The sequence below is a fragment of the Bradyrhizobium niftali genome (assembly GCF_004571025.1).
Taxonomy (GTDB): Bacteria; Pseudomonadota; Alphaproteobacteria; order Rhizobiales; family Xanthobacteraceae; genus Bradyrhizobium; species Bradyrhizobium niftali.
In genome coordinates this window covers 51,236-75,923 of the sequence record NZ_SPQT01000032.1, presented here as the reverse complement: position 1 = coordinate 75,923, position 24,688 = coordinate 51,236, and the positions used below count along the sequence as shown (strand labels likewise).

Here is a 24,688-nt window from a genome sequence, read left to right as displayed (position 1 = left end):
CGCAGCACGCATGCAGCTAGCAGATAAGCATGAGGGGGCGACGACAAAGGCCTTCGCCGGCCTCAGGGTGCTGGATTTTTCGACCACCATCGCCGGTCCCCACTGCACGCGGATGCTCGCCGACATGGGCGCCGAGGTCATCAAGATCGAGACCGACGGCGGCGAGACGATGCGGACCCGGCCGCCGCTGCGCAAGGGGTGCAGCACCGTGTTCGGCCAGCTCAACGTCGGCAAGAAGAGCGTCGTGCTCGACCTCAAGTCCGAGGACGGCAGGGAGGCGGTCCTCCGGCTGGCCGCGACCGCCGACATCCTGGTCGAGAACTTCCGCCCCGGCGTGATGCACCGGCTGCGGCTCGACTACGACAGAATACGTCCGGTCAATCCGAAGCTGATCTACTGCTCGATCTCCGGCTACGGCCAGACCGGCCCTTCGGCCGAGCTGCCGGCCTATGCGCCGGTGATCCACGCGGCCTCCGGCTACGACATGGCGCATCTTGCCTACCAGCCCGGCCGCAACCGGCCTGATTATTGCGGCATCTACCACGCCGACGTCGTCACCGGCACCTACGGTTTTGGCGCGATAGTCTCCGCCCTGTATCAGCGCACGGTGACCGGCCTCGGCCAGCACATCGACGTCTCCATGCTGGAGTCGATGCTGACGCTGACGGTGATCGAGTTGCAGAGCTCACAATTTGCGGTGAAGCCGCCGCCGCGCCCGATGTTCGGGCCGACCGAGACGGCCAATGGCTATGTCATGATCACGATTGCGAGCGAAAAGACGTTTCAGGGTTTGATGGGCGTGATCGGCCGCCCCGACTGGATCCCCGATCCGCGCTTCGCCACCTACGCCGCGCGCCGCGAGAACTGGGCCGACATGATGGACGGCGTCGAGGCCTGGTCGCGCCAGCTCTCGACGGAGGCATGCCTCGTCGCGCTCGGCGCGGCCGGCGTGCCGGCCTCGGCCTATCGCACCGTGTCAGAGGCGCTGGCCGATCCGCAGCTCGCGCATCGGCAGGCGCTCTCGTCGGTGGAAGATGAGGGCGGTTCGTTCCAGGTTCTCAACCTGCCGTTCCGGATGTCGGGTGCCGACACGACGCCGGCCAAGACGATGGCCGCGCTCGGCGAGCACACGGATGCGCTGCGCGAGGAGATTGGCCTCGCCGATGATGCGTCAATTCCGTCAGGCAAAACGGCCGTGCAAGGGTGACGGAGGGCTCGGTGCGGCGAGCAATGCGGCCTTGCGCGCGGCCTGCTTGCCACCATCGGCCGGCATAAACTAGACAGGTGCGCGTTTGTCTCGCCTCGCCGGCCATGGCATGGTGGCGTGACAACAAGAAGCATGCGGGAGGACGCCGATGAAGAGTTTCAAGGTCGCCGATTTCAAGGCGCCGTTGCAGGAGTTCGACGAGGCCACGCCGCAGCCGCAGGGCACGCAGGTGCTGATCAAGGTGAAGGCCGCCGGCGTCTGCCACAGCGACCTGCACATCTGGGAAGGCGGTTACGATCTCGGCCATGGCCGCAAGCCGCTGTCGCTGAAGGACCGCGGCATCAATCTGCCGCTGACCATGGGCCACGAGACGGTCGGTGAAATCCTGGCTTTCGGTCCTGACGTGAAGCCGACCGATCAGGGCGATCTCAGGCTCGGCGATATCGGCCTGGTCTATCCCTGGATCGGCTGCGGCAAGTGCGCGACCTGCCTTGGCGGCGACGAGAACATGTGCCTGACGCCGCGCTCGCTCGGCGTCTATTGCGACGGCGGCTATTCCGATCACATGCTGGTGCCGCATCCGCGCTATCTGCTGAACCTCAAAGGGCTCGATCCCGCTTCGGCCGCGCCCTATGCCTGCTCGGGCGTCACAACCTACAGCGCGCTGAAGAAGGTCGAGCAGCACTTCGATGCACCGATCGTGATGTTCGGCGCGGGCGGCCTCGGCCTGATGGCGCTGTCGCTGCTGAAAGCCATGGGCGGCAAGGGCGCGATCATGGTCGACATCGACGCCAGGAAGCGCGAGGCCGCGGAAAAGGCCGGCGCGCTTGCAACCGTGGATCCCAAGGCGCCGGACGCGCTAGAGCAACTTGCGAAGAAGGCGGGCGGACCGATCCGCGCCGTGATCGACCTCGTCGGCAATGCCGCGACGACGCAGCTCGGCTTCGACTGCCTGACCAAGGGCGGCAAGCTCGTCATCGTCGGCCTGTTCGGCGGCGGCGCGACCTGGGCGCTGCCGCTGATTCCGATCAAGGCGGTGACCATCCAAGGCAGCTATGTCGGCAATTTGCGCGAGACGCAGGAGTTGCTCGACCTCGTGCGGACGAAGAACGTGCCGCCGATCCCGGTGACGCGTCAGCCGCTCGCCAAGGCCAACGACGCGCTGGTGCAGCTGCAGCAGGGCGCCGTGGTCGGGCGCACCGTGCTGACGCCGTAATCAATACTCTATCCTCGTCATTGCGAGCGAAGCGAAGCAATCCAGAGTCTTTCCACGGAGGCAGTCTGGATTGCTTCGTCGCAAGAGCTCCTCGCAATGACGAGGCCACACCTTCCGTCACCTAGGAACCCCCATGTCCGCAAACAACGCCTTCCACATTGCCGTGCTCGCCGGTGACGGCATCGGCCCCGAAGTCATGGCGCCGGCGATCGAAGTGCTGCGCAAGATCGAACAGAAATCGGATTTGCGCTTCCGCTTCACCGAGGCGCCGGCCGGTGCCAACAATTATCTCGCCACCGGCAAGTCGATGCCCGAGAGCACGATCAAGCTGTGCGAGGAGGCGGATGCGATCCTGCTTGGGGCCTGCGGCCTGCCGTCGGTGCGTTATCCTGATAATACCGAGATCGCGCCGCAGATCGAACTGCGCTTCATCTTCGATCTCTATGCCGGCGTGCGGCCGGCGCGGCTCATTCCGGGCGTGCCGAGCCCGATCGTCGGCGCCGACACGCGCGGCATCGATCTCGTCGTGATCCGCGAATCCACCGAGGGCCTGTTCGCCTCGATGGGCAAGGGCGTCGTCACCCATGAGGACGCGCGCGAGACCATGGTGATCACGCGCCGGACCTCCGAGCGTCTTTTCGAGTTCTCGTTTCGCCTCGCCGAACGCCGCAAGGCGCGCGGCAAGCCGGGAATGCTCACCTGCGTCGACAAGGCGAACGTGTTCAAGGCCTTTGCTTTCTTCCGCGGCATCTTCGACGAGATCGAGAAGAAGCATCCGGAGGTGAAGACCGACCGGCTCTATGTCGATGCCTGCTCGGCGATGCTGGTGAAGCGGCCCTGGGATTTCGACGTGATGGTGATGGAGAACATGTTCGGCGACATCGTCTCCGACATCACCGCGAGCCTGATCGGCGGCCTCGGCATGGCGCCGTCGGCCGACATCGGCGACAAATACGCCGTGTTCCAGCCCTGCCACGGCACCGCGCCCGACATCATGGGACAGGGCAAGGCCAATCCGACCGGCATGATCCTGTCGGCGGCGATGATGCTGGACTGGCTCGCGGACAAGCACGGCGTCGAGAGCGCGGCAGAAGCCGGCGAGACGATCGAACGCGCGGTGGACCAGGTCTATGCCGGCGGCATCAAGCCGATGGAGTTCGGCGGCAGCAACGGCACGGCCGACATCACGAAAGCGGTGCTGGGGGCGCTGTAGTCAGATGCCAAAAGAAAAGGGGCCTCGCGGCCCCTTCGTCGTTCACCAGCGGTGCCAGTGGCGGTGACCCCAGCCCCATGGGCGCGGGCCGCCATAGTACCGGCGCGGGCCACCGTAATAGCCGTAGGCGCCATAATAGTTCGGGCGCCACCAGCAGCGGCCCCACTGATTACAGACCATGCGCACCTGATCGACGTCAGCGGCCGGGCCGCTTGCGACGCGATCGGCCTGCGGAATGCCGTTCGGCATCGCCGCGAGCGCTGGCCCTGACGCGAGCGCGGCGCTGCCCAGGGCAGCCAGGCCAAAAACAGCAAACTTGAGTTTCATCGCAATCTCCCTCGTTGGTGGCGGAAGAACTTGCGACGGATCAGTTGGTTGCTATCGCGGTGCAGGAGACAGAGGAATTTAATCTTCCTGAATGCCGGTTCACCTTCACCGCCCCTGGAACTGCGGCTTGCGCTTCTCCATGAAGGCCTGCCGGCCCTCGCGAAAATCCGCAGAGTCCATGCAGGCAAGGCCGATCGCCTTGATCGCGTCCATGTCGCGTCCGCTTTCGTCCTTCAGCACCTGCGCGATGGTGATCTTGGCGGCCTTGATCGCGAGCGGGGCGTTCTGCGAGATCGTCTTGGCGATCGCCATGGTCTCGCCCCAGAGTTGATCATCCGGGATCACGCGCTCGACGAGGCCAATGCGCAGCGCTTCCGCGGAATCGATGCGCATGCCCGTGTACATCAGCAGCCGCGCCCAGGACGGGCCGACCAGCGACACCAGGTGACGCAATCCGTCGTAGCCATAGGCGATGCCGAGCCTTGCTGCGGGAATGCCGAACTGGCTGCCATGCGCGGCGATGCGGATGTCGGCGAGCATCGCGACCTGCATGCCGCCGCCGAGACAGAAACCCTGGATGCAGGCGATCGTCGGCTTGGGATAGTCGGCGAGCAGCGCGCGCTGGGCGGCGCTGCGCTTGGCATATTCCTCGGATGCCGCCGCGTTGTGCCGGGTCTTCTCGAACTGGCTGATGTCGGCGCCGGATACGAACGCCTTGCCGCCGGCGCCGCGCAGGATCACGACGCGCACCGCGTCGTCGTCGCGCAAGGCCGTCAGTGCCTCGCCAAATCCCTCCCACATCTCCAGCGACATCGCATTGCGCTTGTCGGGATTGTTGAAGGTGATCACGCCGACGCCGTCAGCGGCGTGCTTGAGGATCTTGCCGTCGGCGAAAGGAGCTTCATCGGAAATGTCGGGCATCGCGCGCTCGCTTGTGATTTGCGAGGCGCAATGTGCTGCCGGGCCGAGGTCCGGGTCAACCGCGGCGAGGCGAGGGGCTCCGCATCCGCCTGTGCCGCGATTGCATGGCGGCTACTGCGCCAGTCCTAGCGCGTCATGTGCGCGGTCAGCGGATGGCTGCCGGCATTGCTGAAGAACGCCGCCTCTTCGGCGGTCGCCTCCAGCAACTGCTCGTCCTGGTTATAGACGTCGCTGCGGAACTGGACGGTCTGGTCCTTGGTCATCCACCCCGTGAGATAGATCCAGGCCACCGGCACCTTCCTGGCCATGGCGACGTCGAGGTGCTGACCGCTGGCGATCTCCGCGTCGATCGCGGCGCGGCTCCACTTCGGCTGGTCCTTGAGCAGCCAGGCGGCGAGATCGCGCACATTGTCGACACGCGAGCAGCCGTGGGAATCGAAACGGTAGTCGTCGCTGAACAGATTGCGCTGGTTGGTGTCGTGCATGTAGACCGAATAGGCGTTCGGCATGTCGATCTTCACCGCGCCGAGCGCGTTGAAGGTGCCGTTGTGCTGGCGCACGGTGAAGTTCGGCGTGTGCGTGCCCGACCAGTCGACCGAATGCGGATCGATCGGATCGTCGTGGGCGTCGAGCACCTCCATGTGCATGCGCGACAGGTAGGTCGGGTCCTTGCGCATATGCGCGGAGATTTCGGTCTTGGCGATCGAGGACGGCACCGTCCAGGTCGGATTGAGGACGACGCTGGTGATCTGGGCCGTCAGTGTCGGCGAGGGTCTTTCGGTCTTGCCCACGATGACGCGATAGCGCCGCACCACGACGTCGTTCTCGACAGCTTCGGCGAAGGCCGCGGGGATGTTGACCACGACATAGCGCTGGCCGAAGCCGAAATTCATGTTCTCGAGCCGCTGGAGCGAAGCCTCCAGCTGCCGGATACGCTTCTGCACGGAGACGTTCATCGCCGCGAGCGTGCGCGGCGTCATCATGCCGGTCGGCGCCAGCCCGTGGCGGGCCTGGAAACGCTTCACCGCGTCCGCGAGATCCTGGTCGAAGGCGCCGCTCGCCTTGTCGGCGGAAAGATCGCCGGAGATGATCAGCCGCTGGCGCAGCAGCTCGTCGCTGGCCCCCTGGACGCCGAGCGCGAATTTGGCGTCCGCGGGGATCGTCGGCCAGCCGCCGCGCACCGCGAGATCGGAATAGCTGAGCGCCGCGTCCTTGATGCGCTGGGCGGAGCCCTCGTCATAGGTCGGCTCGTGCGTCATCGCGAGCGCCGCGGCCGAGCGGCTTTCCGGCGTTGAGGCCGACGTCGACGCGGCGGTTTTCGGCGCGGCCGCATGGGCCGGATTGGCGGCGGCCGGCACGGTGCCGCCCGATGTTGCCGGCTTGGGGCCGGCCTGGCCCGTGGTCTCGGTCTGCGCGAGCGCGGAAGCGCTGGCGAAGAGGCCCATGGCAATGATCACGGCATGGCGCGTCGACATCTGTCTTGTTCTTCCCCTGAGGACGAGGCCCGGACGGGCGCTAGCATTGGCAATTTCCAGGTCGCCGTGCCGCGGGCGCCGATTGGCAAAATCGGCGGGAAGCTAGGGCCTCAATGTTGAGGTCCCATTAAGCACGGCAGTCGAAAACCCCGCGCGTCCAATGCGGAGCCTCCCGATTGGGTCGCGGCAGGGTGGGGATGGGTTCGCAAAAACCGCGGGTGGGGGCAGGGAAAGAGCCTAAGAAAAAGGGGCGGTCAGGCCGCCCCGAGAAACGGAGGCCGCGCGCACGGCGCGCAGGCCAAGTCTGATCAAGGAGATCCGATCCGGCAGGCCTCGTTCAATCCGGCCGCGCCCCGTGACGCGGTGGATTGAACGTCGGCCGTAAAGGCCAGACCGTCGATAGATCAGGCTTCGTTGGCCGCGATCGATTCCATCAGCGAAACGAGCTGACGCTGCACCGTCTGGTCCTTGATCTTGCTGTAGGCGCGCAGCAGGCGGAGGCTGAAGGCCGAATCGAGGAACAGCAGGCTCTCGACTTCGCGCGCCTTGTTGTCGCCGTCGTAGAAGAAGGTCACGGGCACGTCGAGGGCGGAAGCGATCTGCTGAAGCCGAGCCGCGCCGACGCGATTGACGCCCTTCTCGTACTTCTGAACCTGCTGGAAGCTGACGCCGAGCTTCTCGCCCAGCTCGGCCTGCGAGATCTTCATCTCGACGCGGCGCAGACGGATCCGCTTGCCAAGCTCGATGTCCGGCTTGCCGGCACTGCGCTGCTTCATTCTTTTCGCCGCTGTTTTCATGTTCGTTCTCACCGTTCTTCGGTTGAAAATCCCCCGAAGAGCTGGGTCAGGGGTTCGCCCATATACGAGTCCTTGAATTCATGCGGGTGCACGAACTCTTCCTTAAACCACGGGAAGCGAGCCGGATTGAAGGCTTCGATCAGCCAGTCAATCATGTGCCGCACGCGCGGAATCCGGCCGCTACCGGGATGGTAGGACAACCAGATATCCAGCGGTCTGTTCAGCTCGACCTCCAGTGGAATCAACTTCCCGCCAAGCGCGACGGCGTAGCTTGGGAATACGCCGATTCCGGCGCCATTCGCGACAGCCCAGTAGTTGGCGCTTGAGACGTTGGTCTTCATGACCAGAAGGTCACGTTCCGAAACGCCCGGGAAGAAGCTCTCGAAAGTTTCCTTGGCGGCGAGCTGGTCGGCGAATTGCAGCACCAGGCGGTGCTTGATCAATTCCATTGCCGAGCGCGGCGCGCCATGTTTTTCGATGTATTTCTCGGAGGCCCAGAACATCAGATGCATGCGGCCGAGCCGCACCAGCTTGACGTCGAGCGCGGAGGGACGCGACAGGTGAATCGCGACGTCAGCCTCGTGGCGGGAGACGTCTGCGGAACGCATCGCGCAATGCAGGTCGACCAGAATCTTCGGATAGGCTTGCTGGAATTCGACCAGGCGCGGGGCGAGCCAGAACGTTCCGAGGCCCTCGGTCACGGCGACGCGGACCTCGCCGGACAGGACGTTAGCCGTCGAATCGCTGGTGCGCAGCACGTCGAACGCAGCCGTCTCCATTCGCTCGACGGCGGCGACCACCACCGTGCCCTCGTCAGTCAGGTGGGTGCCGTGGACGTCGCGGGTGAAAAGGGTGGTGCCGGTCTGGCGCTCGAAATCGTCGATCCGTCGGCGGACGGCGTTGATCGACAGCGACAGGCGTTCTGCCGCCGAGCGGAAACTTCCACACCGGACGACTTCAAGGAAAATGCGGGCGGCATCCCAATCCGAGAGGCCGCTGAGATTTGTCTTTGGGCGTTCTTCCAATGGAACGCCCCTTTCCGCCAAGGAGTGCATACAATTCCCTTCAGGTCGTTAAAGTGGCAGAATCTGGCGCAAACCACAACCACGGCGGGTTGCGGGGGTGACGAGTTTTGAACGTCATCCTTACTACCCGTGGGTGGTATCCGAGTGCGGCCAAGAGCTGGGAATCGGGCAAGCTTTCGCCCGAGTGAGGGGTGTCGCGTGAGTTCCGTTGCGAGCCGCGAAATGGCTGCGGGATTGTCGGCGCTGTCCGCAATGGATCTCCTTGCGAGAGCGGCGTTGTCGCCCTCCGGGACGGATCAATCACAGCGCATCGTGCGTTCTACCCTTCGTTATTTCGACAATGACCAATGGCGTAGCGGGGCAATGTTGGCCGGAACCGCAATTTCAACGCAGAAACACACTGAAATCATGTTCAGAGGCGCAACGGCCTCGTGTTATCCTTGGTTCTCCATGGGGGCCAAGGGGGTCGTCACAAACACGTCTCACAGGCCGAATTAACGGAAAGAACGCCGGTGTCGCATTCAGACGAACAGTTGCAGTCGGTGCTTGAAACGCTCGAGGAGTGCCGCAGGGTGCTCAACGAGTGCAACAGCCGTGAGTCGGCCGAGCTGCTGTCCATCGTCATCCTGGACGTGCGGATGAAACTCAAAGGAATTGACAGTGCCGATCTCAAGGCATTGTGCGACGAAATGCTGCGGAGCGCTGCAAGCGAACCGCACCCCCCCTCCAAGCAGACGCAGGACCAGCCCCGGCGTCCGCTGCTCCGCGTGGTGAAGTAGCCGCGCCGCCGAGTCTCGCTTTTTGGCGAGATTTGTGCGCGTCCCGATGCCGCATCTGTGATTGCGGACGGCATCGGGAGGAGCCTGGGTTTTGTGCGCCTCTGTTGCGCATTTTCCGGCATCGGCTACACCAGAGCCGGTGCTCCGGGCCGCGCGCATTTCCCGCGCGCCGCGCCGGCGCCTGAGATGGCTCCGACTGCATCATGCAAAATGTTTCGATCCCGGCGGCCCTGATTGCCGGCCTCGTCAGCTTCCTCTCCCCTTGCGTCCTGCCGCTGGTCCCGCCCTACCTGATCTATCTCACGGGCGCGACGATCGAGCATGTCGAGAGCGACGAGCCGGCATCGGCCTCCAAGCGCGCGATCATGATGTCGGCGCTTCTGTTCGTGCTCGGCTTCTCCACCGTGTTCGTGGCGCTCGGCGCCAGCGCCTCGCTGATCGGCGGCCTGATCCGGGCCTGGTCGGCGGAGCTGTCGATCCTCGCCGGCCTCGTCATCATCGTGATGGGCCTGCATTTCCTCGGCCTGACGCGCATCGGCCTCTTGATGCGCGAGGGCCGGATGCCGATCCCGAAGCCGGTCGGCCTGTGGGGCGCCTACATCATGGGCCTCGCCTTCGCCTTCGGCTGGACGCCCTGCATCGGCCCGATCCTCGCTGCGATCCTCTCGATCGCCGCAGCCGAAGCCACGGTGACCAAGGGCGCAGGGCTGCTCGCGGTCTATTCCGCGGGCCTCGGCATTCCCTTCCTGATCGCCGCCCTGATGATCGAGCAGTTCTCCGCGCTGTTCGCGCGCATGAAGGGCCAACTCGTCAATGTCGAGCGCGCCATGGGCGTGTTGATGGTGATCACCGGCATCGGCTTTCTCACCGGCGCGGTCTCGAATGTGAGCATCTGGCTGCTCGAGACGTTTCCGGCGTTGCAGACGATCGGGTAGGTCGTGTGGGAGTGCCGCAATCATTCCATGCGCAGCAAAGCCGGAAGGTGGCTCATGCGATCAAAGAGGTCGTCGCAGACAGCTGCTAACTCTCGCTCGATTTCCGGATCACCTGCGGTAAAACCGAGGACCCTCATTCCTGCGGCCTTTGCTGCGTGAATCCCGGACAGCGAGTCCTCGACAACGACGCAACGTGAGGGGTGGGCGCCCAATGTTTGCGCGGCGTGCAGAAACAGGCCGGGGTCCGGCTTCCACGAGCCAACCTCATACGCACTGAAGATGCGTCCTTCGAAGTGCTCCAGCAATTTGGTCAATCCGAGTGCATGCGTGAGTTTCGACATAGGTCCGTTGGACGCCACGCAAACCGGAACGGTGATTTCAGCCAACGCTGCATGGATTCCTTCGACAGGCTTCAGTTCGGCATCAAAAGCCAGCGCGGTCGCTCGCCGAACGTCGGCGACGAAAGTGTCTCGGACGCTGCGGCCTAACCGGCGCTCGATTTCGCGCACGCATTCCGTCATTTTCAACCCTCGGAACGAACGTATCGCGTCTTCCACGCTGATCGCTACGCCTTCCTCGGATGCTGTCCGGACAAGGACGGTCAGCGCAATGATCTCACTATCGACCAGGACGCCGTCCGAATCGAAGATGATGAGTTCGGGACTTGCACAGGTCATCCTTGCGATGCTCCAGGCACATGGTTCATTGGAGCTTCTCGCTATATCCGGGTCGGTGGGCGGAGGCCATACCGGGCTGATTGAATCAGGGCGCGTGCTCATCAACAGCATGAGCACGCGCCCCGGTTCGGCCTAACTCAATTGGCGATCAGTAGTCCCAGAACACCGGCACCCAGCGGAAGGCATCGCCGTCGACCGCCACCCGGCCGACCGACGGGAACGGCAAATGCGTGGCGACCAGCATCTCGCCGGTTTCGGCAAGCTGTCGCAGGAGGTGGATACGAACGCGCGCCGCCTCCTCGGGATCGTGCTCGAAGCCGTTGTACCATTCGGGTTGCTCGAACCCGACGGCGAACACGGCGTCGCCGGCGAAGGTCAGCGCGTCGCCGCCGGACGCTATGCGGACCACGCTGTGTCCGGGGGTATGACCGCCGGTGCGACGGGCGATGACGCCGGGCGCAATCTCGTGCGTCTCATCGAACTGCCGCAACTGGCTGCCGTACTCGCTCACGAACCGCTTGGCGGTCGCGCGAAGCGCGTCCGGGAAGCCCTGCGGCATGTTGGTGTGCGAGAAATCGGGCGCCTCCCAGAACTTGACCTCGGCGGCCGCCACGTGGATGCGCAGATCCTTGCGCAGTCGCTGCTTCACGCCGTCGATGAGCAGCCCGCCAATGTGGTCCATGTGCAGATGGGTCAGCACGAGGTCGGTCACGGACGACAGATCGATGCCGGCGGCCTCCAGTCGCTTGATCAACTGTCCGGCCCGCGGCAGGTTCAAGTTCGGGTCGGACCCCAGTCCAGCGTCGATGAGGATGGTCTTGCCGCCGCTGCGGACCATGACCGCGTTCAGCGCCCAGTCGAAAGCATCCTGTGGCAGGAACATGTCGTGCAGCCAGGCCTCACGTTCGGCCGGGGCGGCATTGTGGGCCAGCATCGTGGTTGGCAGCGGCAGCACGCCGTCGCTGACCACCAGCACGTCGATGTCGCCGACCTTCAGCGCGTAGCGCGACGGAACGAGCTCTTCGGGGCCCGATGACACGGGATATGAGGTGTTGTGCAGGTTCATGTTGGTCTCCTGTTTCCTGATAAGGCTCCTGGCTGGTCCTGGTTGAGCGTGCCGCGTAGCCAGGAGAACGCGGCCGTCATCGTCTCGTGCGTCTAGAGGTCGGTCACGCGTTCTGGATCGGCCGACGCGAGCGCCGCGGCGCGCTCGGCCTTCGGCGGATAGATCCAGACCGTGTTGATCTCCTGCTTGGCCTTCTTGGCGACGTCGCCGACCATCTCGACCTTGCGCTCCCAGCCGCGCGTGAACAGCGCGCCGGCTTCGCCAAGATCGAGGCAGGTGACGTAAGCCTTCTGGTGATACGGCCTGGTCGGAACGCCCAGCAGTTCGGCGGCGGCATTGTTGCCGGCGAAGGCGCCCATGCGCGTGGCGTGCTGGCACGACATCAGCGCGTAATTGCCCTCGTCGTCGCATGCGGCGCGCGCGGCATCTCCGGTGGCGAAGACGCCGGCGACGGCAGGCACGCGCAGATCGCGATCCACCAGCAGCCGGCCGAAATTGTCGCGCTCGGCGGGAATCTGCGCGGTCAATGGCGCGGCGCGGATGCCGGCCGCCCAGACCACCGTCTCGGTTTCGATGTGTTCGCCGGTCGACAGCGTCACTCCGGATTTGTCGAGCGAGGTGACGCCGGCCCCGAGCCGGGTCTCCACGCCGAGCTTGCGCAGCGCGTCCTCGATGAGCGGGCGAGGGCCTTCGCCCATGTCGGGCGCGATCGCGCCGTTGCGCTCGACGATGATCACGCGCGTTCTGGAATCCTTGCCGAAGATGTCGTGCAGGCGCGCGGGCAACTCGGTTGCCGCCTCGATGCCGGTGAAGCCGCCGCCGGCGACGACGACCGTGTCGCGTCCGTTCACGGCCGGCCGGTCGGCGAGACCGTGGAGATGCCTGTCGAGCGCGATGGCGTCATCGAGCGAGTCGACGCTGAAGCCGTGCTCGGCAAGGCCTGGAATGTTGGGACGGAACAGCCGGCTGCCGGAGGCGACCACCAGGCGGTCGTACGACAGGGTCTTTCGCGTGCCCTTGGGAGTGGCGACCTGCACCATCTGCGCCTTGGTGTCGATCGTCTCGGCGCTACCCTGGATGTAGTTGACGTCGATCGCCTTGAGGACATCGAGCAGCGGTGCCGCCAGGGTTTCCGGCTTCGGCTCGTAGAGCCGCGGGCGGATCACCAGCGTCGGCTCCGGTGCGATCAGGGCGATTTCGAGATCGTCAGGCGAAACGCCGTGGATGTCGCGCAGGCGGGCGGAGGAGAGGGCGGCGTACATGCCGGCGAAGCCGGCGCCGATGATGAGCAGTCGCATGTGGTTTAACTCCTGGGTTTGGTTCGCTCGGGGCGCGCGCCATCGCCGCCGCCTGGTGTCGGCAGGGCCTGTTGCGATCGGCGATGAGGCGAAGAGGTGAAACTGAGGCCGCGGGACCGCTACGGCGCGGCGCAGTTCGGCAGTGAGGACAGCAGCGCAGGTCCCTCACAGGCCGCCTGGCAGCTTCTCGAGCCCGATGGCCAGCCACGCAGAGCCACGGGCACCATGGGCTTCCTCAGCCAGGTCTGATTGATCAGGATCGACGTCGCGGGACTGGCGCTTTGCGCAGCCTGTAGCGGCGCTTCTTCGGCTGTTGGCGATGTGAAACGCACGCTCAGTGAGAGTCCGTACATCAGCGCCGTCGCGATGGCTTTCCGTCGCGGTGCGATTGCAAGGTGTTTCCAGTCCATCGTTGGTCTCCGTCCGCGTCGTGGTGCGATGCCGAGATGTTTAGCGAACCAGATATCCGACTGCCCCAGAGCGATTGCCGTCCCTGTCGAGAGATTGCTGCTAACGCATGCGCCTGCGCCAATCGCTCGGCGTTTCTCCCATCAGCTTCTTGAACGCCGCGGCGAAGGCGGTCTGCGAGGAATAGCCGAGCGCCGCGGCGATCGAGACCACCGATTCGTCGCTGTCTCGCAGCATGTTCATGGCCTGCTCGAGCCGGTGCTGGCGCAGCCAGGCATGCGGCGAGAGCCCGGTGCTTTCCTTGAAGGCACGGCAGAAGTGAAAGCGCGAGAGGCCGGCATCGGAAGCCAGCGCATCGAGCGAGACGTCCGCATCGCTGTCCGAGCGCAACCGTTCGATCGCACGGAGCAGGACCTTCGGCGACAGCCCACCCATGGTCGGTTGGAGCGTGGTTGGCGAACCCGTGTGGGCTACCAGCAGGCGGGTGGCCAGAAGATCCGTCAGCTGATGACGGAACAACGTATCGAGGGCTCCGTTGCCCCCCAGCGCATCCGCTGCGCTCAAGAGCAGTCTGGACGTAATGGGATCGGGATGCGCCGTCCGCTCCAGCAGGTCGGCCGGTTTGTCGGTCCCGGCTTCGTCGGCAACGCGCTTTAGTGTTGCATTCGGAAGATAGAGCTGGACCACATCGACAGGCTTCGGAATATCCCATCGGGAGCTCGATCCTTCAGGAATGATGATCACGACGCCAGGACGAAACGTGCCGATCGCAACCGATTTTCCCGACCGTCGCTCCATGCGCTGCATCACGCCGTTGTATGCCATGATCACATGGTGGCTCATGGGCTCCACGACGTCGTGCAATGGATCGTGTTTCCAGTGGGCGATGCCGGCTCCGGAGGAGTCCAGCGCCATGCGAGCCGGTTCGGTCCTGAGCACCCGCGCCATCTCCGCGTCCGCGGCGCGCCGTTCGTGCGTCGTACCATCGTCGGGCTGTGCGCCGGGTACGGGTGGCAGGCCCCTGTGCGAGGGATTGCGCATGAGTGCAGTGTTCCCGGTCATTGTGTGGGTTCTCCTGATTGCCTCTGGTTTCAAATCAGGGGCCCGTATTTGTACGGGTCGGCGCGTGTTCTATGTGCGCGAGGGCATGGCGTCTTTCCTGAAGCGGCCATGCTTTGTCCGATCCTGCTCCGGGCAGGCGCGCGTTTTCGGAAACGCACGACGGGAGGCGGCGAGTTGTCGAGGTCTTGAACGGAGATCTTGTGAAAGACGCTTCATGCCAAAAAATGCGGCAGGCCGTCACATGGCCATCGCTCTAACGAGCAAGTCCGGCATTGGTGATGATCATCCGGTTGGATTCACCGCGCCTCGTCCAGCGTGCAGGTCACCGTGCAGACCACGCCGCGCGGCAGAAAATCGACGGTTGCCTCGCCGCCGAGCTGGTCGCGGGCGCTGCGCTCGATCAGGCGCGAGCCGAAGCCACGCCGCACCGGCTCCGTCACCGGCGGTCCGCCGATCTCGGTCCAGATCAGCCGTAGCCACGGCTTCGGTGTGTCGGCGATGACCTCCCACTCCAGCGTCACCCGGCCGGTCTCGTTGGCCAGCGCGCCGTATTTCGCGGCGTTGGTGGCGATCTCGTGCACGATCATCGACAGCACCACGGCAAGCCGCGGCGACAGCGGCACCGCGGGACCGTTCATCCGGATGCGCTCGGGCGCGTTGGGCAGGAACGGCTGGACCGCGCGCGCGATCACATCCTTCAGTTCCGAGCCGGCCCATTTCTCCTGGCTGAGCAGATTGTGCGCCTCGGCGAGCGCGCCGAGGCGGCCCTCGAACTTGGCCCGCTCCTCGCGGCTCGCGCTGCGGAAGGTCTGCACCGCGATCGCCTGCATCAAGGCCAGCGTGTTCTTGACGCGGTGGTTGAGCTCCTCGATCAGCAGATCGTGCAGCATCTCGCCGCGCGCGATCGTTGTCGCCATGCGGACCGCAAAGGTGAGGCCGGTCAGCAGCAGGATGCCGCCGATCAGGCTGGTGATGGCGATGTTGCGCCAGAGCGGGGCGATCAGCGAACTCTCGGCGACGCCGGCAGCCACGGTCCAGCCCGTCAGCCCGGAACGGGTGTAGGCGGCGGCGAGCGCGACGCCGTCGAGCGACACGGTCGGAAGCGCCGCCTCGTTGCTGCGGAACATCTCGGTGTAAAGCGACGGCGAAGCGCGCTTGCCGAATGTCTCGCTGGGGTTCGGCGCGCGCGCGAACACGATGCCCTTGGCATCGAGCAGGCTTACCGTCCATTGCCGGTCCGGGCGCTGCTTCTCCACCAGATCCTGAAAGATGCTGACCGGCGGGCTGAAGCAGAGGTCGTAGATCACCTCGCCGTTGCGAAGCACCGGCACCTCGACGGTGAGAACCTGTCGCCCATTGAGCGGGCCGGTGAACAGGTCGGAATATTGCGGCGTCCTGGTCGCAAACACCTTCTCGACGATCTCCAGATTGCCGCGCGGTGGCAGGCTCGCGGTGTCCTCCGTCGCCGAGGAGAACAGCAGCCGGCCCTTGCGGTCGGAGATCAGCACCAGGCCGCCCTTGCCATACTGCTCGAGGAAGCCGAGCGCGATGCGGCGAAAGTTCGGGAAGTCGTCGTTGCGCAGCGAGTTCGTCAGCGCGAGCACCTGCAAGCCGCCGGTCATCCGCTGCACCTCGGAATCCAGCACCAGGCGCATGCTGCGCACGTTCTCCAGCACGCGGCGGGTCGCGTCGCTGCGGTCCTGCTTGTAGTTGTAGACGGCGATGCCAACGGCGAAGACGATCAGCGGCAACATCGTTCCCGTGACCAGGAGAGCGAGCCGGACCGGCAGGGTGAACTTTGACAAACGCGGTCGTCCCGATTCCAGCGCGACGGCGCCGGCTTATGATTTTGTCAGACCATACGGTCAGGACTTGCGCTGCGCCATGATTTTTGCGTTCAGCGCGCAGATCAGAGAAGGGAAGCGTTGCAACGCGGTCGCGGCGGTCCGCGCTTCAGGTCATGCCGATTGCGGCCAGCAACAGGCATATGGCGTAGATGGCCGCCAGGCTGACACCGGCGATCCGGGCCTCTCGATGCGATTTCATCGTCAACTCCGGGAGGGTGGCCGTCCTTGAGGCGGCCCCCCTCCATCACGTCCTATCAGTCGATTTCCTGAACGACCGTTCGGGAGCCCGGATCCACCAACATCACGCGCTCGCCGGAATAGACGTAGCGGTACTTGGTGAGCGAGGGTCCCCAGTCGGAAGGAACTGCCTCGAGCTCGACGTCGTTCGGCACCGTCGCGCCGACGATGATCTTCTCTTTCATCGTCACGGGACGAACGCGATGTTCGGTGACGTAGGATTTGATCCTGGTTCGGTATTCCGGCTCGATCTGAACGGCGGCCGCGTGCCCGGTTCCGGTGGTCGTCACCACGGTGGACTGCGCGAACGCGCCAGTCGAGATCATCGCCGCCGCGGCGGAAAGCAGAAACAGCTTCTTCATCTTGTCCTCCTCGCTGGAATAAGTGCGGCGTCAACACCTCACTGTGGACGGCGTTCCTCCTGCTTAGGAACGAATTGCCGTTTCTTCCCGTTGGTGAACCTGCCGGGCTGGAAACGTCCGGCGACTGGAGGAGGATAAAATGAAGCTGAAGATCGCATCTGCAGCATTGATGCTTGCTGCATTGTCCCTGCCGGCGTTCGCGGCCGACGAGTTCTATGTCGTCCAGGACGTCAAGACGAAGAAGTGTACAATCGTCGACAAGAAGCCGACGGACACGTCCGTGACCGTCGTCAGCCCGTCGGGCATGATCTACAAGTCGCGCACCGAAGCCGAGAGCGGCATGAAGACCGTCAAGGTCTGCACGTCAAACTGAGGAGGACGACAAATGCCAGTCCTCATTTTGTGGGCCGTGCCGGCTGTGTTGGTGATCGGTGGCGGCATTTATTTGATTGGTCACATGCACTAGGTCTATAGCGGAAGGCGAGCGGATCTCTGCGTGCAGCGCACGGGGTCCGCAAGTCTTCCGTCTCCTGGGGGAGGGGGGCCGTCCATGCGGCCTGCCGCGCGCCAGAGGAGCGCGAGTTGCAGTGCAACAGGTCGCGCAGGAGTGGCCCTGCGACGAAGAGTACCTCCAGCGCATCCGAATTGGCTTCCGTCCCGCCGTCGTTTTTCATACCCTCCTCGAACGCTGGCCGTATGCCGGCCGCGCTCACGCTCCGGTTACAGGGGCGGAGCAACATAGGGAGGGAGACGATGAAGCGAAGATCATTTCTCGCTGGTATCGGTGCGACCACTGCGGCGGCTACGATCGGCATGCCGTCGATCCTCAAGGCGCAAGCGCCGATCACGCTGAACGGCGCGGTCCAGTTCAACGACGACCACGCCTTCAACCGGGCACTGATCCGGTTCGAAGAGCTGGTCAAGAAGTACTACGGCAAGCCCGTCAACTTCACCCTGCACAGGAACTCCTCGCTCGGCCTCGAGAAACAGTATTTCGAGTACATGTCGCAGGGCAAAGCGGTCGATTACGGCATCGTCTCGCCGGCTCACATGTCGACCTTCGCCAAGGCGGCTCCGTTCATCGATGCGCCCTTCGTGTTCAAGGGCATCGAGCACATGAACAAGGTCGTCGAAGCCAATATCCTGGCGCCGATCGCCGACGAGGTCGCGGCGAAAGCCGAGGTCGTCCTGATCGGTTATTCCGGCGGCGGCATCCGCAACATCTTCGCCAACAAGCCGCTCAGGAATCTCGCCGATCTCAAGGGCCTCAAGGTTCGCGTGCAGGGCGCGCCGATCTGGTCGAAGACCTTCGCGGCCGTCGGCATGAGCCCGACGGTGATCGCCTATAACGAAATCTACAACGCGATCCAGAACGGCGTGATCTCGGCCGGCGAAAACGAGGCCGCCGGCGTCGAGGCGATGAAGTTCTACGAGGTGGCGCCGCATCTCAACCTGACCCAGCACGCCGTGTCGATCCGGCCGATCTGCTTCTCGGTGAAGACGCTGAAGACGTTGCCGAAGGATCTGCAGGACGCGATCATGAAGGCCGGCAAGGAGGCCGGCGACTACGGCCGTCAGCTCGAGTCGAGCGAAGAGGTGGTCAAGCTCGACACGCTCGAGAAGGCCGGCAAGCTCAAGCGCGTTCCCTTCGAGGAGCGGGACGCCATGAAGAAACTCGCCGACCCCGTGATGGCCACCTACGCCAAGGAAATCGGCGCGGAAGGCATTTTCGAGAAGATCAACGTCGCCTGACCGCTCGATGTCGACCGACGGAATATCGGGGCAAGCCTTGCGGCTTGCCCCTTTGGTGATGATTGCCACCGCGGAGCTCCAATGACCGAAATACCTGTTGCGGCGACCCCGTCGCTATGGCGCCGAGCGACGGCGGCCTATGCGAAATTGCTCGAAATCCTGCTCGCAGCATGTGTCGGCATTCTCGTCATCCCGGTGACGCTGCAGATCATATCGCGCTACACCCCGCTCATTCCCTCCTACATCTGGACGGAGGAGATGGCGCGCTTCCTGTTCGTCTGGACCATCATGATCGGCGCCATGGTCGGAATCCGGGAGTCGCAGCATTTCGAGGTCGACGTCTGGCCCGATCTGTCGCGTCGGTCGGAGGCTCTGGTGCGAATCCTCGCCCGTCTCGGCGTGCTGGCGCTTGCATTTGTGTTTGTGTGGGCCGGTCTCGAATTCACACGGTTTGCCTGGAACAGGACGTCGGAGTTGGCTGATCTGCCGCTCTGGCTGATCCACGTCGCCTGGCCGGTGGCCGGCGTGACGTGGATCGTGTTTGCGGGCGAGCAGATACTCGACGAAATGCGCATTCTGGTTGGGGCGAAGCAATGACGGGGAATGTTCTTTCTGCCGGACAGGCCGCGGCGGTTCTGTTCGGGGTTTTCATCGGCCTGCTCGTCATTCGCGTGCCGGTCGCCTTCGCGCTTGGCCTTGCCTGCGTGCCGATCCTGCTGATCGAGCCGCATCTGTCGCTGATGACGCTCGCGCAGGAAACCTTCAACGCCTATAATTCGTTCATCCTGCTGGCGGTGCCGTTCTTCCTGCTCACCGCCAATCTGATGAGCATCGGCGGCATCACCGACCGGCTGGTCGCGCTGTCGCGATCGATGGTCGGACACTGGCCGGGATCGCTGGCGCAGATCAACGTCGTGCTCTCGGTGTTCTTCGCGGGCATCTCCGGCTCCTCGACTGCCGACGCGGCGAGCCAGTCGAAGATCTTCATCGATGCCCAGACCAAGGAAGGCTACGACCTCTCGTTCTCCATCGCGATCACGGCTGTATCGGCGGTGCTGGCAGTCATCATCCCGCCCTCGATCCTGATGATCGTGTGGGGCGGGCTGATCTCGACCTCGATTGCCGCGATGTACCTGGCCGGCATCGTGCCGGGTCTCCTGATCGCCGGCGCCCAGATGGCGACCGTGCATGTCTACGCGGTGCGCCGGGGCTATCCGACCTATCCGAAGGATAGCTGGCGGGACATGCGCTGCGCGATCTGGCGGTCGATACCGGCGCTGATGACGCCGTTCATCATCGTCGGCGGCATCCTGCTCGGATGGTTCACCGCGACCGAATCCGCCTGCGTTGCGGTGCTCTATTCCGTGGCGTTGTCGGCGTTCTTCTATCGCGAGACCGGTTGGCGCGAACTGTACAGGGCCCTGCTTGATACGGGACGCCTTGCCGGCGTTGCGTTGTTCTGCGTCGGCACCGCGAGCGCGTTCGGCTGGTTGCTGGCCTACTACAAGATTCCGCAGGAGCTTTTGGCCAACGTCTCGACCTGGGGCATGGGACCGATTGCAGCCGGCTTCTTCATTGCATTCTGCTTCCTGGTCGTCGGCTGCTTTCTCGACGCCATTCCGGCGATCGTGATCGTGGGCACCGTGCTGGAGCCGTTGGCCAAGTCCGTCGATCTGCACCCCGTCCAGTTCGCGATCATCTCGATCGTGTCGCTGGCGTTCGGGCTGGTGACGCCGCCTTACGGATTGTGCCTGATGATCGCCTGCGCGGTTGCGGGCGTGCGGCTGCGCTATGCGATAAAGGACACCGCGATCATGCTGGTGCCGATGCTGGTCGTGCTGGCGGCCCTCATCGTGTGGCCGGAGGTGTCGCTGTTCCTGCCGCGTCTGATCGTGCCGGAGATGCTGAAGTGAACGATCCCGCGGCCCCGGAGCCGCGGGATCATTTCGTTTGTCTTACAGATTGCTCTCGGTGATCGCGGCGTACACCATGCTGCGCAGCTCGCGCCGGAGCGGGTAGGCGCTCGAGGGCAGCACCTGCGTCATGAAGATGGTGATCAGCTCCTCGGCCGGGTCGATCCAGAACGAGGTCGTGGCCGCGCCGCCCCAATTGTATTCGCCGGGGCTGCCGGCGATCAGCGTCTCGGCCGGGCGCATCGTCACGGCAAAGCCGAGGCCGAATCCGATGCCGTTATAGGTGGCTTCCGAGAACAGCGAGCGCGATACCTCGGGGAGGAAGCGGCCGCCCGGAATATGGTTGGTCGTCATCAGAGCCAGCGTCTTCGGTCCGATCAGCCTGACGCCGCCGAGCTCGCCGCCATTGAGCAGCGCGCGGCAGAAGGTGAGATAGTCCGCAACCGTCGAGCACAGGCCGCCGCCGCCGGAGACGAACGAGGGCGGTGACAGGAACGAGCTCGTCGCCGGATCGTCCTGAAGCGTCAGGCCCTCGCGGCGCTGGCCGGCGTGGAAGGTCATGCCGCCGCCCGGGTCCGCCGAATAGCAGGCGGCAAAGCGATGGGCTTTCGACGCTGGCACGTGGAAATCTGTGTCGGTCATGCCGAGCGGATCGAGAATGCGTGTTTTCAGGAACTGCTCGAACGGCATGCCGGAAATCTTGCCGACGAGGTAGCCCAGCACGTCGGTCGCGACCGAGTAGTTCCAGGATTCGCCCGGCGAGAACTCCAGCGGGATTTTCGCGAGCGCCTCGATCATGGTCTGGAGCGTGCCGGACTTCTCGACCTCGCCGATCTTCTCGGTGCGATAGGCGGCATCGACATTGGAGCGCTGCTGGAAGCCGTAAGTCAGCCCGGAGGTGTGGCGCAACAGATCGACGATCAGCATCGGCCGGGACGGCGGCCGGGTCAGGAAGGCCGGCGCGGTGCCGGCGACGAACACGCCGAGATCCTTCCATTCCGGAATGTATTTGGCGACAGGCTCGTCGATCGCGACGAGGCCTTCCTCGACCAGCATCATGAAAGCGACGCTGGTGAGCGGCTTGGTCATGGAATAGATGCGGTAGATGGTGTCGTCCTTGACCGGCACCTTGCGCTCGACATCGGCAAGGCCCTGCACCGAGCTGTGGGCGACCTTGCCGCGGCGATAGACCAAGAGATGCGTGCCCGGGAAACGGCCGGCATCGATGTAGCGGCGTTTCAGATGCGCATCGACGCGGTCGAGCGCAGCCTTGGACATGCCGACGGATTCGGGCGAGGCGGGGGTGGGGGCGAGCATCAGTTCCTCCGGGGCGTTTTGTCGGAAAGTTGATAGCGAAATGCCGGCCCCATTCCAAGCCGGTTGCGCTTAACGCGGCCCCGCCGACTGGTGTAGGCTGCACTCTGGAACGCCTCCAAGGAGCCCATCCGGGCCAACGAGAAAACTCAGGGCAAACGCACCATGACCCAGTTCAACGAGACCGAGCTCACCGAAGCCGTCGTCCGCAGCTTTGACCAGACGCCGAACCCGCGTGCAAAATTCCTGCTCCAGGAACTGGTGAAGTCGCTGCACGATTACGTGAGCAAGACCGGTCTCACCTTCGAGGAGTGGGAATACGCCATCGATTTCCTGACCCGCACCGGCCACAAATGCACCGACACCCGGCAGGAGTTCATCCTGCTCTCCGACGTGCTCGGCGTCTCCATGCTGGTGGACGCGGTCAACCACAGGGATCGCGAGGGCGCGACCCAGACCACGGTGCTCGGCCCGTTCTATGTCGGCGAGCACAAGGTGACCGCGCACGGCACCGACATCTCGCCGAACAATCAAGCCGGCGAGCGGATGTTCGTGCAGAGCCGCGTCACGGACTTGAAGGGCAAGCCGCTCGCGGGCGTTCCCGTCGACGTCTGGCATGCCGACGACGACGGCTTCTACGATTCACAGAAGCCGAACTATGACGAGGTCGGCGCCTCGGCGCGGGCGCGCTTCATCACGGACGGCGACGGCCGCTTCTTCTTCCGCACCATCCTGCCGTGCAGCTACCCGATCCCGACCGATGGCCCTGTCGGCGAGATGATCGTGCAGACCAATCGCCATCCGATGCGTCCGGCCCATGTACACTTCCTCGTCAATGCGAAGGGCTACGAGCCGCTGATCACGCATGTCTTCATGGACGGCGACAAATATCTCGATTCCGACGTGGTGTTCGGCGTCAAGGACGACCTCGTCGCCAAGGTCGAGCCGCGCACCGATCCCGCGATGCCCGACGGCTCCAAGGCAAGTGGGCCGTGGCACCTGATGACCTACGAATTCCACCTCAAGCCCGGCGGCGGCATGGCGCCGAAACCGCTCGGGGTGAAGGCGGCGGAGCCGGCCTGACCCGACCTTGTCCGGCTATCGCAGCCGAAGTGCCGCGAGCAGCGCGATGACCGTGCAGGCCAGGATCGCCGTGGTCAGCTTCCAGAACAGCAGCGGGTTGCGCTCCAGAAGAGGCGTGGTCCGCGTGGCGAGATAGGCCGGATTGGGATTCCTGAGTTCGAAGACGAATTCGGAGAGGTCCTCGTGGCGCTTGTAGGGATCGGGATGCAGCGCTTTCCTGAGCGCGCCGTCGATCCATCCCGGGATGCCCCGCTCGGCATCGATGGCCGGGCGATATCTCAATTTCCACGCGTCCGATCTTCCCCGGATTTTGGCGAGCTGGGCGCCATAGGGGAGATGTCCGGTGAGCATGTGATAGCAAATGGCGGCCAGCGAAAACATATCGGACCGCGGCGAGCCACCCTCGCCGAGGAAGTATTCCGGAGCCGTATATTGGACCGTGCCGAGAATTTCCTCGTCTGCCGATTTCGGCGACGCCTCGGCGACGCCCGCGACCCTGACCGATCCGAAGTCGATGATCTTCGCGGTGCCGGTCTTGTCGATCAGGACATTGTCGGGCCTGAGGTCCTGGTGCAGCATCTCCATGCGGTGGAAGGCGCGAAGCCCCGTGGCGATCTGCTCGACGATCCTGCGGACCGTCTCCAGATCGGGACGCGGGTTGTCGAGCATCCACTGCCTCAGGGTCTGCCCCTCGATGAACTCGGTCGCGACGTAGAGGTAGCTGCGCCGTCTCGATTGTGACAGCGGCTTCAGCACGTGCGGGCTGTCGATGCGGCGTGCGATCCACTCCTCCATCAGGAAGCGCTTGAGATAGGCGGCATTGTCGCGCAGGTCGATCGACGGCAGCTTGAGCGCGACCGGCTCCTCGGTCTCCGCATCGACGGCAAGGTAGATGTGGCTGCGGCTGCTGCCGTGAATCTCGCGGACGATCCTGTAGCCGTCGAACATCGCCCGCGGCTCGGGCAGCGCAGGAAGCGGCAGTTCGAAGGTCTGATTGAAGATACCGGCCGAGTCGCGCTGCGGCACTGCGTCGATGCGGAGGATCTGGACGGTGATGTTGTCGTCGCTGCCGCGCCGGTACGCTTCGTCCACGATCGCCTTCGCGGCGACGTCGAGCTCGGCTGCATGCTCGTTGAGCGCGCTCGTGATGAAGCGCGCATCGACGAATTCGTAGGCGCCGTCGGTTGCCAGGATAAAGGTGTCACCGGCCTCGATCTCGACCGTCTGGTAGTCGATCTCGAGCTGCGGGTTGATGCCGAGCGCGCGGCCGAGATAGGTCTGCTCCGACGACACGATGATGCGGTGATCGTCGGTCAGCTGCTCGAGCGCCTTGCCGGCGACGCGGTAGATGCGGCAGTCGCCGACATGGAGGATGTGCGCGGTGGTCGCCTTGATAACCATCGCGCTGAGGGTGCAGACATAGCCCTTGTCGCGGTCATAGGCATATTGGCTCTTGCGCGTCTGCGCGTGCAGCCAGGAATTGGTCGCGTCGAGCACGCGGCGGGCGGAGGTCTTCACCGTCCAGGATTCCGACGTGCAGTAATAGTCCATCAGGAAGCTTTTGACCGCCGACTCGCTGGCGATCTGGCTCACCGTGCTGCTGGAGATGCCGTCGGCGAGAACCGCCGCGATGCCCTTCAGGCTGAGCAGCGGCTCCTCCGGAATCAGGACGCCGTGAAAATCCTGGTTGACGGACTTGCGACCCCTGTCGGAGTGCTGGCCGATCGAAATCAGGAGTCCGCGGGTCATCGTCATCACCGGCAAGGGGGAGCCT

At 64.3% G+C, this 24,688-nt stretch carries 24 protein-coding genes; 11 read left to right on the top strand and 13 right to left on the bottom strand.

All coding sequences use genetic code 11. From position 1 onward, the window contains the following. Positions 1-10 precede the first annotated feature (10 nt). The 3 genes from E4K65_RS38330 to E4K65_RS38320 all read left to right on the top strand — a co-directional run bounded on the left by E4K65_RS38330 (position 11) and on the right by E4K65_RS38320 (position 3,636). A complete protein-coding gene (locus E4K65_RS38330) occupies positions 11-1,207 on the top strand; it encodes a CaiB/BaiF CoA transferase family protein (RefSeq protein ID WP_135178507.1) in 1,197 nt (398 codons plus the stop codon). A 148-nt stretch (positions 1,208-1,355) separates the two neighbouring features. Beyond that, positions 1,356-2,423, top strand: coding sequence for an alcohol dehydrogenase (locus E4K65_RS38325; RefSeq protein ID WP_135178506.1), 1,068 nt, complete (start codon positions 1,356-1,358; stop codon positions 2,421-2,423). Positions 2,424-2,556: 133 nt separating this feature from the next. Then, positions 2,557-3,636, top strand: coding sequence for an isocitrate/isopropylmalate dehydrogenase family protein (locus tag E4K65_RS38320; protein WP_027546548.1), 1,080 nt, complete (start codon positions 2,557-2,559; stop codon positions 3,634-3,636). Between the two features lie 42 nt (positions 3,637-3,678). Here the strand turns inward: E4K65_RS38320 and E4K65_RS38315 are convergent, their stop codons facing one another. From E4K65_RS38315 to E4K65_RS38295, 5 genes are all read right to left on the bottom strand, one after another. Then, entirely contained in the window at positions 3,679-3,963 is a 285-nt protein-coding gene (locus E4K65_RS38315; protein WP_135178505.1) for a hypothetical protein, read from the bottom strand. A gap of 105 nt (positions 3,964-4,068) precedes the next feature. Further along, complete coding sequence (locus tag E4K65_RS38310) at positions 4,069-4,884, bottom strand: enoyl-CoA hydratase (RefSeq protein ID WP_135178504.1); 816 nt, start codon at positions 4,882-4,884, stop codon at positions 4,069-4,071. A gap of 125 nt (positions 4,885-5,009) precedes the next feature. Next, positions 5,010-6,359 (bottom strand): L,D-transpeptidase family protein, encoded by a 1,350-nt coding sequence (locus E4K65_RS38305; RefSeq protein WP_135178503.1) that lies wholly within the window; start codon positions 6,357-6,359, stop codon positions 5,010-5,012. Positions 6,360-6,763: 404 nt separating this feature from the next. Further along, entirely contained in the window at positions 6,764-7,135 is a 372-nt protein-coding gene (locus E4K65_RS38300; protein ID WP_027546544.1) for a helix-turn-helix domain-containing protein, read from the bottom strand. Positions 7,136-7,164: 29 nt separating this feature from the next. Next, a complete protein-coding gene (locus E4K65_RS38295; RefSeq protein ID WP_135178502.1) occupies positions 7,165-8,211 on the bottom strand; it encodes a LysR family transcriptional regulator in 1,047 nt (348 codons plus the stop codon). Positions 8,212-8,693: 482 nt separating this feature from the next. Between E4K65_RS38295 and E4K65_RS38285 the strand changes: the two genes are divergently transcribed. Together E4K65_RS38285 and E4K65_RS38280 are read left to right on the top strand one after the other, a co-directional pair. Beyond that, complete coding sequence (locus E4K65_RS38285) at positions 8,694-8,960, top strand: hypothetical protein (RefSeq protein ID WP_135178500.1); 267 nt, start codon at positions 8,694-8,696, stop codon at positions 8,958-8,960. 203 nt (positions 8,961-9,163) lie between these two features. Continuing rightward, positions 9,164-9,895, top strand: a complete 732-nt coding sequence (locus E4K65_RS38280; RefSeq protein WP_135178499.1) for a cytochrome c biogenesis CcdA family protein — start codon at positions 9,164-9,166, stop codon at positions 9,893-9,895. A gap of 20 nt (positions 9,896-9,915) precedes the next feature. On the opposite strand, the gene E4K65_RS38275 is transcribed toward E4K65_RS38280, so the two are convergent. From E4K65_RS38275 to E4K65_RS38265, 3 genes are all read right to left on the bottom strand, one after another. Further along, complete coding sequence (locus tag E4K65_RS38275) at positions 9,916-10,572, bottom strand: HAD family hydrolase (protein WP_135178498.1); 657 nt, start codon at positions 10,570-10,572, stop codon at positions 9,916-9,918. Between the two features lie 148 nt (positions 10,573-10,720). Beyond that, on the bottom strand, positions 10,721-11,638 hold the full coding sequence (locus E4K65_RS38270; protein ID WP_135178497.1) for an MBL fold metallo-hydrolase: 918 nt from the start codon (positions 11,636-11,638) through the stop codon (positions 10,721-10,723). Positions 11,639-11,730: 92 nt separating this feature from the next. Further along, positions 11,731-12,936, bottom strand: coding sequence for an NAD(P)/FAD-dependent oxidoreductase (locus E4K65_RS38265; protein ID WP_135178496.1), 1,206 nt, complete (start codon positions 12,934-12,936; stop codon positions 11,731-11,733). A 96-nt stretch (positions 12,937-13,032) separates the two neighbouring features. Here E4K65_RS38265 and E4K65_RS47885 point away from each other — a divergent pair, with 96 nt between their 5' ends. Further along, a complete protein-coding gene (locus tag E4K65_RS47885) occupies positions 13,033-13,185 on the top strand; it encodes a hypothetical protein (RefSeq protein WP_167771484.1) in 153 nt (50 codons plus the stop codon). A gap of 261 nt (positions 13,186-13,446) precedes the next feature. On the opposite strand, the gene E4K65_RS38255 is transcribed toward E4K65_RS47885, so the two are convergent. The 3 genes from E4K65_RS38255 to E4K65_RS38245 form a co-directional block, all read right to left on the bottom strand. Continuing rightward, positions 13,447-14,406: a helix-turn-helix transcriptional regulator gene (locus E4K65_RS38255; protein WP_167771483.1), complete on the bottom strand. Its 960-nt coding sequence runs from the start codon at positions 14,404-14,406 to the stop codon at positions 13,447-13,449. Positions 14,407-14,702: 296 nt separating this feature from the next. Next, positions 14,703-16,160 carry a sensor histidine kinase gene (locus E4K65_RS38250; RefSeq protein ID WP_135178543.1) on the bottom strand — a complete coding sequence of 486 codons (1,458 nt, stop codon included), beginning with the start codon at positions 16,158-16,160 and terminating at the stop codon, positions 14,703-14,705. 347 nt (positions 16,161-16,507) lie between these two features. Beyond that, positions 16,508-16,852, bottom strand: coding sequence for a DUF1236 domain-containing protein (locus tag E4K65_RS38245; RefSeq protein ID WP_135178494.1), 345 nt, complete (start codon positions 16,850-16,852; stop codon positions 16,508-16,510). Positions 16,853-16,991: 139 nt separating this feature from the next. Between E4K65_RS38245 and E4K65_RS38240 the strand changes: the two genes are divergently transcribed. The 4 genes from E4K65_RS38240 to E4K65_RS38225 all read left to right on the top strand — a co-directional run bounded on the left by E4K65_RS38240 (position 16,992) and on the right by E4K65_RS38225 (position 20,517). Further along, the gene (locus E4K65_RS38240) at positions 16,992-17,225 is read left to right on the top strand and encodes a hypothetical protein (protein ID WP_135178493.1); all 234 of its coding nucleotides are present in this window, start codon (positions 16,992-16,994) and stop codon (positions 17,223-17,225) included. Positions 17,226-17,605: 380 nt separating this feature from the next. Then, a complete protein-coding gene (locus E4K65_RS38235; RefSeq protein ID WP_135178492.1) occupies positions 17,606-18,604 on the top strand; it encodes a TRAP transporter substrate-binding protein in 999 nt (332 codons plus the stop codon). 81 nt (positions 18,605-18,685) lie between these two features. Next, positions 18,686-19,201, top strand: coding sequence for a TRAP transporter small permease (locus E4K65_RS38230; RefSeq protein ID WP_135178491.1), 516 nt, complete (start codon positions 18,686-18,688; stop codon positions 19,199-19,201). Then, positions 19,198-20,517: a TRAP transporter large permease gene (locus E4K65_RS38225; RefSeq protein WP_135178490.1), complete on the top strand. Its 1,320-nt coding sequence runs from the start codon at positions 19,198-19,200 to the stop codon at positions 20,515-20,517. The genes E4K65_RS38230 and E4K65_RS38225 overlap by 4 nt, the downstream gene beginning before the upstream one ends. A 42-nt stretch (positions 20,518-20,559) precedes the next feature. On the opposite strand, the gene E4K65_RS38220 is transcribed toward E4K65_RS38225, so the two are convergent. Beyond that, positions 20,560-21,834, bottom strand: coding sequence for a serine hydrolase domain-containing protein (locus E4K65_RS38220; protein ID WP_135178489.1), 1,275 nt, complete (start codon positions 21,832-21,834; stop codon positions 20,560-20,562). A 162-nt stretch (positions 21,835-21,996) separates the two neighbouring features. Between E4K65_RS38220 and E4K65_RS38215 the strand changes: the two genes are divergently transcribed. Then, the gene (locus tag E4K65_RS38215) at positions 21,997-22,914 is read left to right on the top strand and encodes an intradiol ring-cleavage dioxygenase (RefSeq protein ID WP_135178488.1); all 918 of its coding nucleotides are present in this window, start codon (positions 21,997-21,999) and stop codon (positions 22,912-22,914) included. Positions 22,915-22,929: 15 nt separating this feature from the next. Here the strand turns inward: E4K65_RS38215 and E4K65_RS38210 are convergent, their stop codons facing one another. Further along, positions 22,930-24,669 (bottom strand): bifunctional protein-serine/threonine kinase/phosphatase, encoded by a 1,740-nt coding sequence (locus tag E4K65_RS38210; protein WP_167771496.1) that lies wholly within the window; start codon positions 24,667-24,669, stop codon positions 22,930-22,932. Positions 24,670-24,688: the final 19 nt, after the last annotated feature.

Excerpts from the sequence above, each read along its gene's own strand:
- E4K65_RS38330 (WP_135178507.1), top strand. The coding sequence starts at position 11 with ATGCAGCTAGCAGATAAGCATGAGGGGGCGACGACAAAGGCCTTCGCC.
- E4K65_RS38325 (WP_135178506.1), top strand. The coding sequence starts at position 1,356 with ATGAAGAGTTTCAAGGTCGCCGATTTCAAGGCGCCGTTGCAGGAGTTC.
- E4K65_RS38320 (WP_027546548.1), top strand. The coding sequence starts at position 2,557 with ATGTCCGCAAACAACGCCTTCCACATTGCCGTGCTCGCCGGTGACGGC.
- E4K65_RS38315 (WP_135178505.1), bottom strand. The coding sequence starts at position 3,963 with ATGAAACTCAAGTTTGCTGTTTTTGGCCTGGCTGCCCTGGGCAGCGCC.
- E4K65_RS38310 (WP_135178504.1), bottom strand. The coding sequence starts at position 4,884 with ATGCCCGACATTTCCGATGAAGCTCCTTTCGCCGACGGCAAGATCCTC.
- E4K65_RS38305 (WP_135178503.1), bottom strand. The coding sequence starts at position 6,359 with ATGTCGACGCGCCATGCCGTGATCATTGCCATGGGCCTCTTCGCCAGC.
- E4K65_RS38300 (WP_027546544.1), bottom strand. The coding sequence starts at position 7,135 with ATGAAGCAGCGCAGTGCCGGCAAGCCGGACATCGAGCTTGGCAAGCGG.
- E4K65_RS38295 (WP_135178502.1), bottom strand. The coding sequence starts at position 8,211 with ATGCACTCCTTGGCGGAAAGGGGCGTTCCATTGGAAGAACGCCCAAAG.
- E4K65_RS38280 (WP_135178499.1), top strand. The coding sequence starts at position 9,164 with ATGCAAAATGTTTCGATCCCGGCGGCCCTGATTGCCGGCCTCGTCAGC.
- E4K65_RS38275 (WP_135178498.1), bottom strand. The coding sequence starts at position 10,572 with ATGACCTGTGCAAGTCCCGAACTCATCATCTTCGATTCGGACGGCGTC.
- E4K65_RS38270 (WP_135178497.1), bottom strand. The coding sequence starts at position 11,638 with ATGAACCTGCACAACACCTCATATCCCGTGTCATCGGGCCCCGAAGAG.
- E4K65_RS38265 (WP_135178496.1), bottom strand. The coding sequence starts at position 12,936 with ATGCGACTGCTCATCATCGGCGCCGGCTTCGCCGGCATGTACGCCGCC.
- E4K65_RS38255 (WP_167771483.1), bottom strand. The coding sequence starts at position 14,406 with ATGACCGGGAACACTGCACTCATGCGCAATCCCTCGCACAGGGGCCTG.
- E4K65_RS38250 (WP_135178543.1), bottom strand. The coding sequence starts at position 16,160 with ATGTTGCCGCTGATCGTCTTCGCCGTTGGCATCGCCGTCTACAACTAC.
- E4K65_RS38245 (WP_135178494.1), bottom strand. The coding sequence starts at position 16,852 with ATGAAGAAGCTGTTTCTGCTTTCCGCCGCGGCGGCGATGATCTCGACT.
- E4K65_RS38240 (WP_135178493.1), top strand. The coding sequence starts at position 16,992 with ATGAAGCTGAAGATCGCATCTGCAGCATTGATGCTTGCTGCATTGTCC.
- E4K65_RS38235 (WP_135178492.1), top strand. The coding sequence starts at position 17,606 with ATGAAGCGAAGATCATTTCTCGCTGGTATCGGTGCGACCACTGCGGCG.
- E4K65_RS38230 (WP_135178491.1), top strand. The coding sequence starts at position 18,686 with ATGACCGAAATACCTGTTGCGGCGACCCCGTCGCTATGGCGCCGAGCG.
- E4K65_RS38225 (WP_135178490.1), top strand. The coding sequence starts at position 19,198 with ATGACGGGGAATGTTCTTTCTGCCGGACAGGCCGCGGCGGTTCTGTTC.
- E4K65_RS38220 (WP_135178489.1), bottom strand. The coding sequence starts at position 21,834 with ATGCTCGCCCCCACCCCCGCCTCGCCCGAATCCGTCGGCATGTCCAAG.
- E4K65_RS38215 (WP_135178488.1), top strand. The coding sequence starts at position 21,997 with ATGACCCAGTTCAACGAGACCGAGCTCACCGAAGCCGTCGTCCGCAGC.
- E4K65_RS38210 (WP_167771496.1), bottom strand. The coding sequence starts at position 24,669 with ATGACGATGACCCGCGGACTCCTGATTTCGATCGGCCAGCACTCCGAC.